At 72.4% G+C, this 13,489-nt stretch carries 15 protein-coding genes; 9 read left to right on the plus strand and 6 right to left on the minus strand.

Features of this window, described 5'->3' with window-relative positions; translation table 11 throughout:
• Window positions 1–5: 5 nt before the first annotated feature.
• The 3 genes from ACWD4B_RS01585 to ACWD4B_RS01595 all read right to left on the minus strand — a co-directional run bounded on the left by ACWD4B_RS01585 (window position 6) and on the right by ACWD4B_RS01595 (window position 2,315).
• On the minus strand, window positions 6–752 hold the full coding sequence (locus ACWD4B_RS01585; protein ID WP_451418847.1) for a GntR family transcriptional regulator: 747 nt from the start codon (window positions 750–752) through the stop codon (window positions 6–8).
• Window positions 753–842: 90 nt separating this feature from the next.
• Complete coding sequence (locus tag ACWD4B_RS01590) at window positions 843–1,484, minus strand: bifunctional 4-hydroxy-2-oxoglutarate aldolase/2-dehydro-3-deoxy-phosphogluconate aldolase (protein WP_451418848.1); 642 nt, start codon at window positions 1,482–1,484, stop codon at window positions 843–845.
• 396 nt (window positions 1,485–1,880) lie between these two features.
• The gene (locus ACWD4B_RS01595) at window positions 1,881–2,315 is read right to left on the minus strand and encodes a ribonuclease domain-containing protein (protein WP_451418849.1); all 435 of its coding nucleotides are present in this window, start codon (window positions 2,313–2,315) and stop codon (window positions 1,881–1,883) included.
• Between the two features lie 154 nt (window positions 2,316–2,469).
• Between ACWD4B_RS01595 and ACWD4B_RS01600 the strand changes: the two genes are divergently transcribed.
• Genes ACWD4B_RS01600 through ACWD4B_RS01615 form a run of 4 tightly spaced genes read left to right on the plus strand, consistent with a single transcriptional unit; the run spans window position 2,470 to window position 4,476 of the window.
• The gene (locus ACWD4B_RS01600) at window positions 2,470–3,084 is read left to right on the plus strand and encodes a helix-turn-helix domain-containing protein (RefSeq protein ID WP_451418850.1); all 615 of its coding nucleotides are present in this window, start codon (window positions 2,470–2,472) and stop codon (window positions 3,082–3,084) included.
• Entirely contained in the window at window positions 3,081–3,221 is a 141-nt protein-coding gene (locus tag ACWD4B_RS01605; RefSeq protein ID WP_336414867.1) for a DUF6126 family protein, read from the plus strand. The genes ACWD4B_RS01600 and ACWD4B_RS01605 overlap by 4 nt, the downstream gene beginning before the upstream one ends.
• Window positions 3,222–3,245: 24 nt before the next feature.
• Window positions 3,246–3,926, plus strand: a complete 681-nt coding sequence (locus tag ACWD4B_RS01610) for a thiaminase II/PqqC family protein (RefSeq protein ID WP_451418851.1) — start codon at window positions 3,246–3,248, stop codon at window positions 3,924–3,926.
• 13 nt (window positions 3,927–3,939) lie between these two features.
• On the plus strand, window positions 3,940–4,476 hold the full coding sequence (locus tag ACWD4B_RS01615; RefSeq protein ID WP_451418852.1) for a GNAT family N-acetyltransferase: 537 nt from the start codon (window positions 3,940–3,942) through the stop codon (window positions 4,474–4,476).
• Here ACWD4B_RS01615 and alc read toward each other — a convergent pair.
• Together alc and allB are read right to left on the minus strand one after the other, a co-directional pair.
• Window positions 4,448–5,602: an allantoicase gene (gene alc, locus ACWD4B_RS01620; RefSeq protein WP_451418853.1), complete on the minus strand. Its 1,155-nt coding sequence runs from the start codon at window positions 5,600–5,602 to the stop codon at window positions 4,448–4,450. The two genes, ACWD4B_RS01615 and alc, sit on opposite strands and share 29 nt — an antisense overlap.
• Window positions 5,599–6,945 (minus strand): allantoinase AllB, encoded by a 1,347-nt coding sequence (gene allB, locus ACWD4B_RS01625; protein ID WP_451418854.1) that lies wholly within the window; start codon window positions 6,943–6,945, stop codon window positions 5,599–5,601. The genes alc and allB overlap by 4 nt, the downstream gene beginning before the upstream one ends.
• 172 nt (window positions 6,946–7,117) lie before the next feature.
• On the opposite strand from allB, the gene ACWD4B_RS01630 reads away from it, so the two are divergent.
• The 3 genes from ACWD4B_RS01630 to ACWD4B_RS01640 are packed head-to-tail and all read left to right on the plus strand — an operon-like array spanning window position 7,118 to window position 10,516.
• Window positions 7,118–7,744 carry an IS607 family transposase gene (locus ACWD4B_RS01630; RefSeq protein ID WP_451418855.1) on the plus strand — a complete coding sequence of 209 codons (627 nt, stop codon included), beginning with the start codon at window positions 7,118–7,120 and terminating at the stop codon, window positions 7,742–7,744.
• On the plus strand, window positions 7,741–9,696 hold the full coding sequence (locus ACWD4B_RS01635) for a zinc ribbon domain-containing protein (protein ID WP_451418856.1): 1,956 nt from the start codon (window positions 7,741–7,743) through the stop codon (window positions 9,694–9,696). The genes ACWD4B_RS01630 and ACWD4B_RS01635 overlap by 4 nt, the downstream gene beginning before the upstream one ends.
• A gap of 43 nt (window positions 9,697–9,739) precedes the next feature.
• Complete coding sequence (locus ACWD4B_RS01640) at window positions 9,740–10,516, plus strand: IclR family transcriptional regulator (RefSeq protein ID WP_451418857.1); 777 nt, start codon at window positions 9,740–9,742, stop codon at window positions 10,514–10,516.
• A 92-nt stretch (window positions 10,517–10,608) separates the two neighbouring features.
• On the opposite strand, the gene ACWD4B_RS01645 is transcribed toward ACWD4B_RS01640, so the two are convergent.
• Entirely contained in the window at window positions 10,609–10,944 is a 336-nt protein-coding gene (locus tag ACWD4B_RS01645; protein WP_451418858.1) for a DUF5955 family protein, read from the minus strand.
• 178 nt (window positions 10,945–11,122) lie between these two features.
• On the opposite strand from ACWD4B_RS01645, the gene ACWD4B_RS01650 reads away from it, so the two are divergent.
• Complete coding sequence (locus tag ACWD4B_RS01650) at window positions 11,123–11,773, plus strand: nucleotidyltransferase family protein (RefSeq protein WP_451418859.1); 651 nt, start codon at window positions 11,123–11,125, stop codon at window positions 11,771–11,773.
• Between the two features lie 88 nt (window positions 11,774–11,861).
• The gene (gene aceB / locus ACWD4B_RS01655; protein WP_451418860.1) at window positions 11,862–13,457 is read left to right on the plus strand and encodes a malate synthase A; all 1,596 of its coding nucleotides are present in this window, start codon (window positions 11,862–11,864) and stop codon (window positions 13,455–13,457) included.
• Window positions 13,458–13,489: the final 32 nt, after the last annotated feature.

Consider the following 13,489-nt stretch of genomic DNA (forward strand, 5'->3'; position numbering starts at 1 on the left):
GCCTGCTACGGGCGGGCCAGCAGCTGGAAGTCGAAGGAGTAGCGCGAGGCCCGGTAGAGGTGGGAGCCGAACTCCACCGCGCGGCCAGTGTCGTCGAAGGTGGTCCGCTCCATCGTCAGCAGCGGGGCGCCCTCGGGCTCGGCGAGCAGCCGGGCCTCCTCGGCGGTGGCGGCGCGGGCGCCGATCGTCTGGCGGGCGCTGTGCAGGGTGATGCCGGCAGTGCGCATGAGGCGGTAGAGGCCGGTCTCCGCGAGCACGTCCGCGCCGAGGTCGAGCAGGCCGACCGGGAGGTGGTTGCGCAGGTGGGCCATCGGCTCGCCGTGGGCCAGGCGCAGCCGCTCGACGTAGCGGACCTCGGTGCCCTCCGGCACGCCGAGGGCCGCGGCGACCTGTGCCGTGGCGGGCTCGACGCCCTGGCGCAGCACGCGGGTGGCGGGCTTCTGGCCCGCCGCCTCCAGGTCGTCGTAGAGGCTGCTCAGCTCCAGCGGGCGCTTGACCTGGCTGTGCACGACCTGGGTGCCCACGCCGCGGCGGCGTACGAGCAGGCCCTTGTCCACCAGCGACTGGATGGCCTGGCGGACCGTGGGCCGGGACAGGCCGAGGCGCCCGGCCAGCTCGATCTCGTTGCCGAGGAGGCTGCCGGGGGCGAGCACGCCCTGCTCGATGGCGGCTTCCAGCTGTTGGGACAGCTGGAAGTAGAGGGGAACGGGGCTGGTGCGGTCGAGGGTGAATTGGAGGGGTTGCTTCGCCACGGAGGGAGCGTAGCCGGGCCGTCTGTTGACGGGAAGTCCGGACGTTCGGTTGTTCGGACATATCCACGCGGTCACGGGGCGCGGCCACCGTCACAGTTCGCCGTACGGATCCACCTCCGCCAGCCTCCCCAGCAGTTCCCCCACGCGCTTGGCCACCGAGTCACGGTCGCCCTCGGCCAGGTCCGCGCCCAGGGCGCAGGCCACCGCTCCTGCCGCGATCCACTCAGGCGCGCTGTCGACCGACACTCCCCCGCCGCTCACCACCAGTGCCGCCTGCGGCAGTTCGGCCCGGAGGTCCTTGACCCAGTCCGGGTGCGGCGAGGGCGACGGGAAGAGCTTGACCGCGTCGGCCCCCATCTCCAGCGCCCGGACGATCTCCGTCGGCGTCGCCACGCCGGGGAAGACCGGGATGCCGTAGCGGTGGCCGGTGCTGATGACCTCGTGGTCGAGGATGGGCGAGGACAGGAAGCAGGCGCCCGCGTCGATGGCCATCCGGGCCGAGGCCGCGTCCAGCACCGCGCCGGCGCCGATCAGGCCCTCGTCGCCGACCTCCCGGGTCAGCGTGGTGACGGCCTCCAGGGCGAAGGGCGTGGTGAGGGATATCTCCAGGCTGGTGACCCCCGCGGAGATCAGGGTGCCCGCCGTGACCGCGGCCTGGTCGTAGCTGTCGCCGCGGACGACGGCGAGGACTCGCTGCGCGAGTGCGGCTCGGGTGATCTCCCAGCGGTACACGGCAGTTCGCCGCCCTTCTCGGTGTACTCGGTGTACATGGCGTGGATGTCGACAGGCGGGGCCAGGCGGGGCCCACGGGCCGGGACGGGCGTCAGGCGGTCAACCACCGCCTCCGCTGCGGCACTTCGTGCACGATCGTCGATGCCACGGACATCACGCCCCCTCCCCGGAACGCCGCTCTACCGAAACGTTAACGGGAGGCGCCGACAATCGGCCCCGGACGGGCGGCATGGGTCGCGTGAAGGCGCGAAAAGGGGAGCGCGCCCGCCCCCGCCCGCCGCCGAGGGCGTCGCGCGGCCGTGCCGACGCGCGCCCCCCTGCCGGAGAAAGCGACCGGGGAATGGGCGGGGCCCGTCACCGTGGAACGGTGACGGGCCCTCCCGCAGGGCGGGTTGCTCAGCAGGTCCAGTCGACCTGGGCGAAGCTCGCGTAGTGGTCCGCGGTGTAGTAGTCCTCGTGGTCGCCCTGTCCGGTGATGATGCGCCGGGTGCCGCGGGTCGGGGCGCCCGGGGTGATGACCGTGTACTCGTGGTAGTAGCCGCTGGACTGCGCCGGGAGCGCGCCCTCGCGGTTGGAGAAGACGATCCCGTCGCGCGGGTACGGGAAGGGGCCGCCCTGGTCGATGAGGTTCAGGGTGTCGTGGGCCTGCGACGGCAGCTGCGAGTAGCAGACGTTGCCGACGGACTGCACGTCGGCGGACGCGGACTGCACGCTCGCGACCGCGGAGACGGCGGCGGTGTGCGGGGCGGCGACGGCGGGCGTGCCGAGCAGCAGGACGGAGGACAGGGCCGCGAGCGCGCCGATACGGGCGAAGCGATGGGGGGTTGTCATGTCCGACAGCATGGCGACCGGTGACCGTGTCATGTCAATGACGTGATCTTGATGTTTTCCTGATGTTCACCAGGCGTGACGCGTACACGAAGGAATCTTTGCCTCCAAGGCAAAAGTTTTTGTCCTGGAGGTAAAGCGGGGATATACCGGAGGCATGAGCCAGCCGCCCGAACCGCTCCCCCTCGTCGCCCCGCAGCTGCGCGCCCTGCGCACCCGCAGCGGGCTGACGCTGGAGGCCGCGGCCGCCCGGACCGGGCTCTCGCCCGCGCACCTCTCCCGGCTGGAGACCGGTCACCGGACGCCGTCGCTGCCGATGCTCCTCGCACTCGCGCGGACGTACGGCACGACCGTCTCCGACCTGCTGGGCGAGGTGCCGCCCGAGTCCGATCCGATCGTACGGGCCGACCGCATGGAGGCACAGCAGGCCGGCGGCTGGACGTACTGGCGGGCCGGGGGTTCCGGGCGGGCGATGCAGGCCCTGCGGCTGCACGTGCCGCAGGGCCGGGGCAGCCAGGAGCAGCTGGTCCGGGTGCACCCGGGCGAGGAGTGGCTCTACGTCACCAGGGGCCGGATGCGGCTGACGCTCGGCGAGACCGTGCACGAGCTCGGTCCCGGCGACGCCGCCCACTTCGACTCCCTCACCCCGCACCGCATCGCCGCCGCCGCGCAGGGCGGGGTGGACCTGCTGTTCATGCACACGCTGATGCAGAGCGGCGCCGCCGGGCTGTGCCTGGGCGACACCGCACCGACCCGGAGGGGAATGCCGTGAGCGACAACGTCAAGCAGTACGTGGAAGAGGACCGGGCACCCATGGGGATGACGATCCGGGTGTTCATCTACCTCGTCGCCGTCCACTTCATCGTCGCCTTCTTCTTCCTCATCTTCTGGCTTGCCGGGGCGAAGTAGGCGCCTGCGCCCTAACCTGGCGCCATGGCCCGTACAGCCCAGGAAGTCCTCGCGCAGGCGGTGCAGGAGCTGGCACCGGACACCACGGCGAACCGGCTCGTCCCGCGGATCGCCGCGGGCACCGCGCCCCGGGAGGCGGTCTCCGCCTTCGCGCTGGAACAGCACCACATCATCTCGGGCGACCGGCGCAGCTTCGCACACCTCGCGGCCCGGTCCGCGGACCGCCCGGCCGTCGCGGGCTTCTTCACGCACCTCGCCGGGGGCGAGACCGCCGCGCTGGACCGGCTCGGTGCGCTGACGGCCGCCTGCGGCCTGGACGACAAGACGGTACGGGCCTACGAGCCGCAGGCCGGCTGCCAGGCCTACCCGGCGTACGTGGCCTCGCTGGCCCTGGGCGCCGAGCCGGCCGACGTCGTGGTCGCACTGACCGCCAACTTCGCCGCGTGGGGCGGCTACTGCGCCACGATGAGCCGGGCGCTGCGCGTCCACTACGGCTTCGACGATACGGCCTGCGGCTTCTTCGACCTCTTCGCCGGGCCCGACCCGGAGGGCGAGGCGCTGGCGCTCACGGCGGTGCGGGCGGGGCTGGAGGACGGCACGTTCTCGGAGCGGCTGGCCCGCCGGCACGGACGGCTGCTTCAGGCCTACGAGTTGATGTTCTGGGACAGCCTGGACGGGGTGTCCGCCGCGGGGTGGCCGTGGTGATAGACAGGTGCCCATGCCGATATACCGTGCAATTTCTGCTGACGACACCGAGGCGCTGGCCGCCGTCGACGCACTCGACAACTCCTTCGTCACCGGCGCCGTCCTCGAAGTGACCGCCCACGCCGACGGGTTCGCCCTGCGCGAGGCGCCGGTGGACCCGCCGCTGCTCAAGGAGTATCCGGACGAGGGCGAGGAGCGCGAGGACGGTGCGGAGGTCGTGGCCGCGTACGACGGCGCCGAGCTGTGCGGTGCGATCACCGTGGCGTACCAGGACTGGAACCGCCGTCTCCACATCGCCGACCTGCGGGTCTCCCCCGCCCACCGCGGCCGGGGCATCGGCCGCGGCCTGATGGACCGGGCCCTCGCCCGCGGCCGCGAACTGGGCGCCCGCACCGCCTGGTTGGAGGTCACCAGCGTCAACGCCCAGGCGGTCCGGGCCTACCGGAAGATGGGGTTCACGTTCGCCGGGCTGGACACCACGCTCTACACCGGCACCGTCTCCGAGGGCGAGACGGCCCTGTTCATGAGCCGGCCCCTGGCTTCCGGTTGAGCCCCTCCCCCGTCAGGGAGCCGTGTACGCGCAGCCGGGCGACGCCCCCGTCGGGATGGATGTCGATGCGGACGTGCGTGGCCGTCGGGGCGCCGTCGAGCAGGAAGCGGTGGACGGTGTCGGGCTGGAGGCGGGTGCGGGGCAGCAAGGGGGTCCAGCCGGTGGTGCGGTCGGCGGGGTCGGCGCCGGTGGTGGCGTCGAGGGCGTAAAGGTCGGCCCAGCCGGGGGCGTTGCCCTTGTAGCAGCCGGTGTCGATCTCGACGGCGCGCAGGGTCGCCTGCCCGGTAAGCCGGTACCGCACCCAGTCGTGGCCGGAGTCGCGGCGGCGGCGGGTCTCCCAGCCGCCGTCCATCCGCAGGGAGCGGCCCGGGTGAATGGAGTTGAGGGCGGAGGAGAAGAAGCGGTCGGAGGAGTCCTCGACGTGGCCGCCGTTCTCGAGTGCGGCGAGGTCGAAGGTGCCGAGCGCGCCCAGCCAGGCGAGGTCGGGGGCCGGCTCGCCGTGCACGCGCAGCCGGGCGATGCCGCCGTCGGGGTACTGGGCGAGCCGCAGGTGGGTGAAGCGCTCGCGGACGGCGACGGCGAAGCCGTTGGCGGCGTGGCCGCCCACGGGGGTGCGCGGGACGAGGGTCGCCCACGGCACGTCGGGGGCCAGCAGCTCCTCCGGGGAGGGGGTGCCCGGCAGGACCGTGGCCTCGACGGCGACGGACTCGGGGTGGTTGCCGCGGAAGTGGGCGGTGTCGACGACGATGCCGTGGACGACGCCGGGCACCCCGAGGCGGACGAGCGCCCAGTCGTGGTCGTCGGCGGCCGGGTGCGGGACGGCGGCGGTGCCCCGGCGGCGGCGGGTCTCCCAGCCGTCCATGATCTTGCCCTTGTGGCCGAAGAGTTCGGGGTCGAAGCGGGCGGGCCCGGGTTCGAGCAGGTTCTCGCGGTCGGCGAAGAACTCGTCGTTGGCGGCGGTCACGGCGCCGCCCAGCCGCCGGTCGGCGAGGTCGGGGAGGACGTCGAAGGCGAAGGGCGCGGTGCGGTAGTCGGCGTAGGGGTCGCCGCCGGGGTAGGGACGGGCGGGTCCGGTGAACTGCGGCGGGACGCCGGTGGTTTCGGCTATGTCACTCGTGTCGCTCATCTGTCCGTGTGCTGCCTCTCCAGGAGTCGGCCGGTGGGCTCGGTGGGGGTGCCGTGGTCGGCGATCTTCCGGCCGCGCAGCCAGGTGGACCGTACGACGCCGTGCAGGGTGCGGCCCGCGTAGGCGGTGACCTGGTTGCGGTGGTGGAGTGCGGCCGGGTCGACGGTGAAGGTCCCGTCGGGGTCGAGGACGGCGAAGTCGGCGTCGCGGCTCGCCTCGATGGCGCCCTTGCGGGCCAGTCCGGCGAGGGCGGCCGGGGCGGCGGACATCCAGCGGGCCACGTCGTCGAGAGTGTGCCCGCGCCGCCGGGCCGCGGTCCAGACGGCGGGCAGCCCGAGCTGGAGGGAGGAGATGCCGCCCCACGCGGCGCCGAAGTCGGGGACCTTGAGGACGGTGGTGCAGGGTGAGTGGTCGGAGACGACGCAGTCGACGGTCCCGGCGGCGAGGCCCGCCCACAGTTCGTCCTGGTTGGCCGCCTCCCGGATGGGCGGGCAGCACTTGAACTCCGTGGCGCCGTCGGGTACTTCCTCCGCGGTCAGGGTCAGGAAGTGCGGGCAGGTCTCGGCGGTGACGGGCAGGCCCTCGGCCTTGGCGGCGGCGATGACGGGCAGGGCATCCGCGGAGGACAGGTGCAGGATGTGCACGCGCGTGCCGAAGCGCCGGGCCGCGTCGACCACGGCGGTCACGGCGGCGTTCTCGGCGGACCGGGGGCGGGAGGCGAGGAAGTCGGCGTAGCGCGGGCCGCCGCGCTGCGGTGCGGCGGAGAGCCGGTCCGGGTCCTCGGCGTGCACGATCAGCAGTCCGCCGAAATCGGCGATCCGGGCGGCTGCGGCCGCGAGTTGCCGGCGGCCGAGCGGCGGGAACTCCTCGACGCCGGAGGGCGAGAGGAAGCACTTGAAGCCGAAGACCCCGGCGGCGTGCAGGGGTTGCAGGTCGCCGGTGTTGCCGGGCACGGCCCCGCCCCAGAAGCCGACGTCGACGTGCACCGCCCGCTCCGCCACGGCCTGCTTGATGCGCAGGTGCGCCACGGTGGTGGTGGGCGGAAGGCTGTTGAGGGGCATGTCGACGAGCGTGGTGACGCCCCCGGCGGCCGCGGCGCGGGTGGCGCTGCGAAAGCCCTCCCACTCGGTGCGGCCGGGGTCGTTGACGTGCACGTGGGTGTCGACGAGGCCGGGCAGCAGGACGTCGTCGCCGAGGTCCTCGCGGACTGCTCCGGGCGGGAGTTCGGCCGTGTACGGCAGCACGGCGGCGATCCGCCCGTCCGCGACGGCGACGGACGCGGGGCGGGTGCCGTCCGGGGTGACCACTCTCGTCGAGTGCAGCAACAGCTCCACCGCGGGCATGGCGCCCCCTCCTCGATCCGCCGGCCGGGCCCGCGCTTCAACAGTCTGTTGATGCGCGGGTGGCCCGCAGTCTTCTGCGATGGCCCGACCCCGTCAAGACCCCTTCCGTGCACCGGTAGGTCAATCAACTTCGTTAGCTATCCCTAGTGTTGTGCATGTATGGTTGTGCGCAATGGAGTTGCTGCGCACGTCCAAGGCTGCGAAGCGTCTCGGGATACACCCGATGACACTTCGCCAGTGGGCGTTGGACGGCAAGATCCCGTTCACGTGGGTCGGTCGTGAGCGCCGGTTCTCCTCGACTGATGTGGAGAACATGAAGCGCGGCAGCGACTCCTCTGCTGCCCGCCCGCGCCTGGAGCTTCTGTACGTGCGCGTGTCCGGCTTGTCTGGGCAGGAGACCTCGCTGGAGGCCCAGGAAGCCGAGCTGAGGGCCACCTCGACGGGGGAGATCGTCAAGGTTGTCCGGGACCGCGATTCAGGTTTGAAGGAGAATCGGCCTGGTTTGAACCGGGTGTTGGCGATGGTGTCGGCCAGCACGGTCACCGTAGTGCGCGTGACGCATGAGGATCGGCTGGCCTGGTTCGGTGTCGGCTGGCTCAAGCGGTTGTTCGCCGTGTACGGGGTGACCGTGGAGGTGCTGCACCCGAAGAAGCTCGGCGGACGGGATGAGCTGCTGGAGGATTTCGTTTCCCTGGTGACGACGTTCGCCGGGCGGCTGTACGGGATGCGCAGTGCGGAGAACCGCCGCCGTCTGCTGGCCGAGTCCGGCCAGTGCGCAAACAAGGGGCAGGTGGCGTGAGCCGGAAGCTGCCTCTCGCCGAGGGCGAGACCGCCCGCACCGCCTGCGCCCACGCTCTGATCCGGTCGGGTGCAGACGAAAGGACCGGCGAAGTCCTCAGCTCTGCCGCCCTGGTGGAGCGTGTCGGCTGGTGCACCGGTCTTGTCTCGGAAATGACGGACGCGCTGCTGGCCGAGCACTGGAACACCGACGACGTTGATGGGCTCGCCTCCGGTGAGGATGCCGGGGGCCGCAAGCTGCCGTCGAACGCGTGGATGGCGCTGCGCCGCCTCGGCTGGACCGTCACCTGCGATGCGAAGGTGAACGACCGGATCGTGCGCATGGCCCAGGAGAGTGCCGGGCGCGTTTTGCGGTCGGTTAAGTGGCGCGCCGATCTGGTGGCCGGGGTCCTGGCCGCATGGCCTGCCGACCCGAAGAAGCGCACCCCCGACGAGTGGGATCAGGTGCGCGCCGCCATACCGGGCGGCGAGTGTCTGCCGTCCGGCATCATCCGCTCCCGCACCCGCCAGATCACCTCCTTCGAACGCAAGCACGGACGCCTCCCAACCGATGTCTTCGAGATGGAGCCCGCCCCGCGTGTGCCGCGCATACTGCTGCTCGCCGCCTGCGACGGGCAGCAGGCCACCATCGAACAGGCCGACGACGGGCGGCGGGTGCTCCTGCGCTTGCAACTCCCCACCCGGCCCGACCCGCAGGCATACCGTGACTGGACCTGGGTGTCCTACTCGGTCACACTGCCGCCCACGGTCCCGGTGAACGCGGTGATCCACCTTCCCACCCTGCGCCTTGCCGGCGGGAAAGTGCGGGCCGACCTCGCCTACACCCACCCCGTACCGAAGGCCGAACGCAGCGGGCACACCATCGCGCTTGGTGTGGACTGGGGCCTGAACACCCTGCTCAGCGCAGGCGCGGCCCGGCTGCACGATGACGGCACCCTAACCGCCCTCGGCGCCGGTGCCCAGTTCCGGGCCAGCGGTGTACTGGCCAAGCAGCACCGGCTGCGCCGCATCTCTGAGCACCTGCATACGAAGGCCGACCACTACACGCGGCTCGCCGATCCCGCCCTGGGCAGCAAGCAGGCCAGGCTGACGCAGGAGATCCAGCGCGTCTGCGAGCGCCGCTCCCACCTCAACGACGCCCTGGCCCAGGCCGCCGCCCGCTGGGCTGTGGACCAAGCTGTCGCCGCCGGGGCCACGGCCATCTATCTGGAAGACCTGCGGTCGATGGAATCCCGGGGCATGGGCCGCACCCAGAACACGCACATGTCGCAGACGGTACGCGGTCAAATTGCCGACCGCATGCGGCACCTCGCCGCCGAAGTCGGCATCGCAGTGGTCGCCGTGCCGCCGCGCAACACCTCCAAGCATTGCCCGCACTGCCTCGCTCCGCTGCGGCATCGCAAAGCCCCCGACCGACCTGCCGCGTCCGGCTGGAAGTGGGCCGTCTGCCCCAGCCGGGAGTGCGGCTGGCAGGGCGACCGTGACCAGGGTGCTTGGCGGCGGATCGCCGCACGCGGCCTTGCTCACCAGACCAGGACCGTCGTAGACCGCGCCACCGGGCAGATGGCGATCCGTACCGTGGTGGACATGATGGAGGCCAAGGCCGTCATGACAGCCACCGAAAGGACCAGCCGGACGGACCGGTCGAAGATCGGCCCCACCCGGACACGAACCAACCGCCTCACGCCCAGGCGACGTGAGGTTCCCTCCCCAGTGCGGCCTTCGGGCCGCGCTGGCCAGCGTCCGGAGGGACACGCACCAACGGGCCGGCCCCGGCTGCCCCGCGCAGCCCACCGGCACCAGGGCGTGACCACGATCAGCACACCCACCACCGGCCACCAGCCACGCGGAGCAGCACTGGGCGCGGGATTCCATCTCCACGCTCATGCCTCCCCGCCCAGGTGGGCAAAACCCGTGTCGAACCTTACGGTTCGCATAGATTCGCTGAGCTGATCAGAGACGCTGCTCCCACTCATCGTCACGGAAGGACCGCACCGTGCCCTCGCCCGCCGAGCCCCGAACCGCCTCGCCGACCGGCGGCGTCCAGTCGCTGGAGCGCGCCTTCGACCTGCTGGAGCGGATGGCCGACGCGGGCGGCGAAGTCGGGCTGAGCGAACTCTCCACGAGCAGCGGGCTTCCGCTGCCCACCATCCACCGCCTGATGCGCACCCTCGTCGCCTGCGGCTACGTGCGCCAGCAGCCCAACCGCCGCTACGCGCTGGGCCCGCGGCTGATCCGCCTCGGCGAGAGCTCCTCCCGGCTGCTCGGCACCTGGGCCCGCCCGCACCTCGCGCGGCTGGTCGAGGAGACGGGCGAGACGGCCAACATGGCGCTGCTGGACGGGGACGAGGTCGTCTACGTCGCCCAGGTGCCCTCGCGGCACTCGGTGCGGATGTTCACCGAGGTCGGCCGGCGGGTGCTGCCGCACACCACGGGGGTCGGCAAGGCGCTGCTCGCGCAGTGTTCGGACGACGAGGTGCGTGCCCTGCTGAAGCGCACGGGGATGCCGGCCGCGACCGACAAGACGATCACCACGCCCGAGGCCTTCCTGACGGCCCTGGCGCTGGTGCGCGAGACGGGTTTCGCGGTGGACGACAACGAGCAGGAGATCGGGGTCCGTTGCCTGGCGGTACCGGTGCCGGACTCCCCGACGGCGGCGGCCGTCTCCGTCTCGGGCCCGGCGGGCCGGGTGACGGATGCGGCGACGGAGAAGATAGTGCCGTTGCTGATGCAGGCGGCGGCAGAGTTGTCGGCGGAACTGTGCGCCCCGTAGGGGCGCGAGGCTGTGACATTGTGCGGCTCCGCCGCGTGGGCGCGACCAGCCACGACACACCCGCAGTTACAGCCCCGCGCCCCTGCGGGGCGCTAGGCCTCCTCGCGAGGCCGGGGCACCACGGACTCTTCGTCATCGCCGAAGGCGTCAACCGCAGCCCGCACCTCACCGAGCGCACCGGCGAGCGCGCTCACCGACCCGACCGCACCGGCCACCAGCAGCAGCGCACTCCGCAACCGGGACACGTCCGGCTCGTCGGCACGCGCCATCGAGTCCAGCGCGGCCAGCTCGTCGTCGGCGGCCTCGCGGTCGGGTAAGGCGGCGGGGTGCCCGGCAAGGGCCTTGCGCAGCCGGGAGACGGCGGCGCACAGCACGGCCGCTCGGGGGTCCGCATTACGGCCGGAACGGCCCGTTCGCTCCTCTTCCACCACTACGGCGCCTTCCGTCACGACTCTCCCCCTCCCACGGCCCGTCCGCGCGGATCAGTTAACGCCACTTTCCGTGCGACGCGCCACACGCACAGCGAAATTCAGGCCGCGTGTTCCCGTGCGGGTGACGAACTGGCGTCCGGCGCACAGGCGCCCGGCCATGGGGTATGCAGGAACCATGAGCAACTCCAAGAACCTTCCTGCGCACGGGCCTTCGGTCGCCGGTCTGCTGCTGGCGGCCGGCGGCGGACGGCGCCTGGGCGGCCGGCCCAAAGCCCTACTGAGGTACCGAGGCGGTCTGCTGGCCGGGCACGCCCTGGAGGTGCTGCGCGCGGGCGGCTGTTCCCCGGTGCACGCCGTACTGGGCGCGGGGGCCGCGGAGGTGCGCGAGCGGATCCGCCCGCTCGCGCCGAGGACGGTCCTCGTGGAGCACCCCGGCTGGGCGGCGGGCATGGGCTCGTCGCTGCGGGCGGGCCTGGAGTCGCTCGCCGCCGTGCCGGGCACCGGCGCCGTCCTGGTGATGCTGGTGGACCAGCCCGGCATCGGCCCGGAGGCGGTGGCGCGGGTGCTGGCAGCACATCGCGCCGGGGCGGGCCTGGTGGCGGCGGCCTACGGGGGCGAGCGGGGGCACCCGGTGCTGTTCGCGCGGGAGCACTGGGCGGGCGTGGCGGCTGCGGCCCGCGGCGACCAGGGGGCACGGGCGTATCTGCGGGCGCATGCCGCGGACGTCGTGCTGGTCGAGTGCGGGGACGTGGCGGCGCCGGACGACCTCGACACCCCCGAGGATCTGGCGCGGCTCACGGCAGGCGGCATTGAACTTCCACCATGAGGAAACTACTGTCCAAAGATCGGCGCGGCACCGCGTGCCATCCGGGGAACCTCCCGCTGTCTCCCGCCAGTTGAAGGAGTTGACCGCCATGTCCGCAGCAACACCCTCCGCACCGGCCGTCGTCCAAGGGCCGCCCGTGGAGCGCCAGGAGGAGGTGCTGACCGATGCGGCGCTCACCTTCGTCGCCGCCCTGCACCGCCGCTTCACCGGGCGCCGCGACGAGTTGCTCGGCCGACGGGCCGCGCGCCGCGCGGAGATCGCCCGCACCGGACGGCTGGACTTCCTCCCCGGGACCGCCCGCATCCGCGAGGACCCCACCTGGCGCGTGGCCCCGGCACCCGCCGCCCTGGAGGACCGGCGCGTGGAGATCACCGGGCCGGCCGACGACCGCAGGATGACCGTCAACGCCCTCAACTCCGGTGCCCGCGTGTGGCTCGCCGACTTCGAGGACGCCTCCGCCCCCACCTGGCGGAACGTGGTCCTGGGCCAGCTCAACCTGATCGACGCCTACGAGCGCCGCATCGACTTCACCACGCCCGAGGGCAGGTCCTACGCCCTCCGGCCCGCCGAGGAGCTCGCCACCGTCGTGATGCGCCCGCGCGGCTGGCACCTGGACGAGCGCCACCTGACCGTCGACGGCCGGCCCGTGCCCGGCGCCCTCGTCGACTTCGGCCTCTACTTCTTCCACAACGCCCGGCGCCTGCTGGAGCTGGGCAAGGGCCCCTACTTCTATCTCCCCAAGACCGAGTCACACCTCGAAGCCCGCCTGTGGAACGACGTGTTCGTCTTCGCCCAGGACTGGACGGGACTGCCGCGCGGCACGGTCCGCGCGACCGTCCTCATCGAGACGATCACCGCGGCCTACGAGATGGAGGAGATCCTCCACGAGCTGCGCGACCACGCCTCGGGCCTCAACGCGGGCCGCTGGGACTACCTCTTCTCGATCGTGAAGAACTTCCGCGACGGCGGGGAGAGGTTCGTCCTGCCGGACCGCAACGCCGTCACCATGACCGCGCCCTTCATGCGCGCGTACACCGAACTCCTCGTCCGCACCTGCCACAAGCGCGGCGCGCACGCCGTCGGCGGCATGGCGGCCTTCATCCCCTCGCGCAAGGACCCCGAGGTCAACGAGGTCGCCCTGGAGAAGGTCAGGGCCGACAAGGACCGGGAGGCGGCCGACGGCTTCGACGGCTCCTGGGTCGCCCACCCCGACCTCGTCCCGGTGGCCCGCGCCTGCTTCGACGCCGTCCTCGGCGACCGCCCGCACCAGAAGGACCGGCTGCGCGAGGACGTCCGTGTGACGGCGGATCAGCTCATCGCCGTGGACTCGCTGGAGGCCCGGCCGACGCACGCCGGCCTGCTCAACGCCGTCCAGGTCGGCATCCGTTACATCGAGTCCTGGCTGCGCGGCCACGGTGCCGTCGCCATCTTCCACCTCATGGAGGACGCGGCCACGGCGGAGATCTCGCGCTCCCAGATCTGGCAGTGGGTCGATGCCGGGGTCGTACTGGACACGGGCGAGAAGGTCACCGCGGAGCTGGTCCGCCGCCTCGCCGCGGCGGAACTGACGGCGATCCACGAGCCGGGCCGCTGGCAGGAGGCCCACGACCTGCTGCTGAAGGTGGCGTTGGACGAGGACTACGCGGAGTTCCTGACGCTGCCGGCGTACGAGCTGCTGGAGTAAGGGGCCGCGCCCCGTACACCTGGGCCGTGCTG

The sequence above is a fragment of the Streptomyces sp. NPDC002536 genome (genome assembly GCF_053594995.1).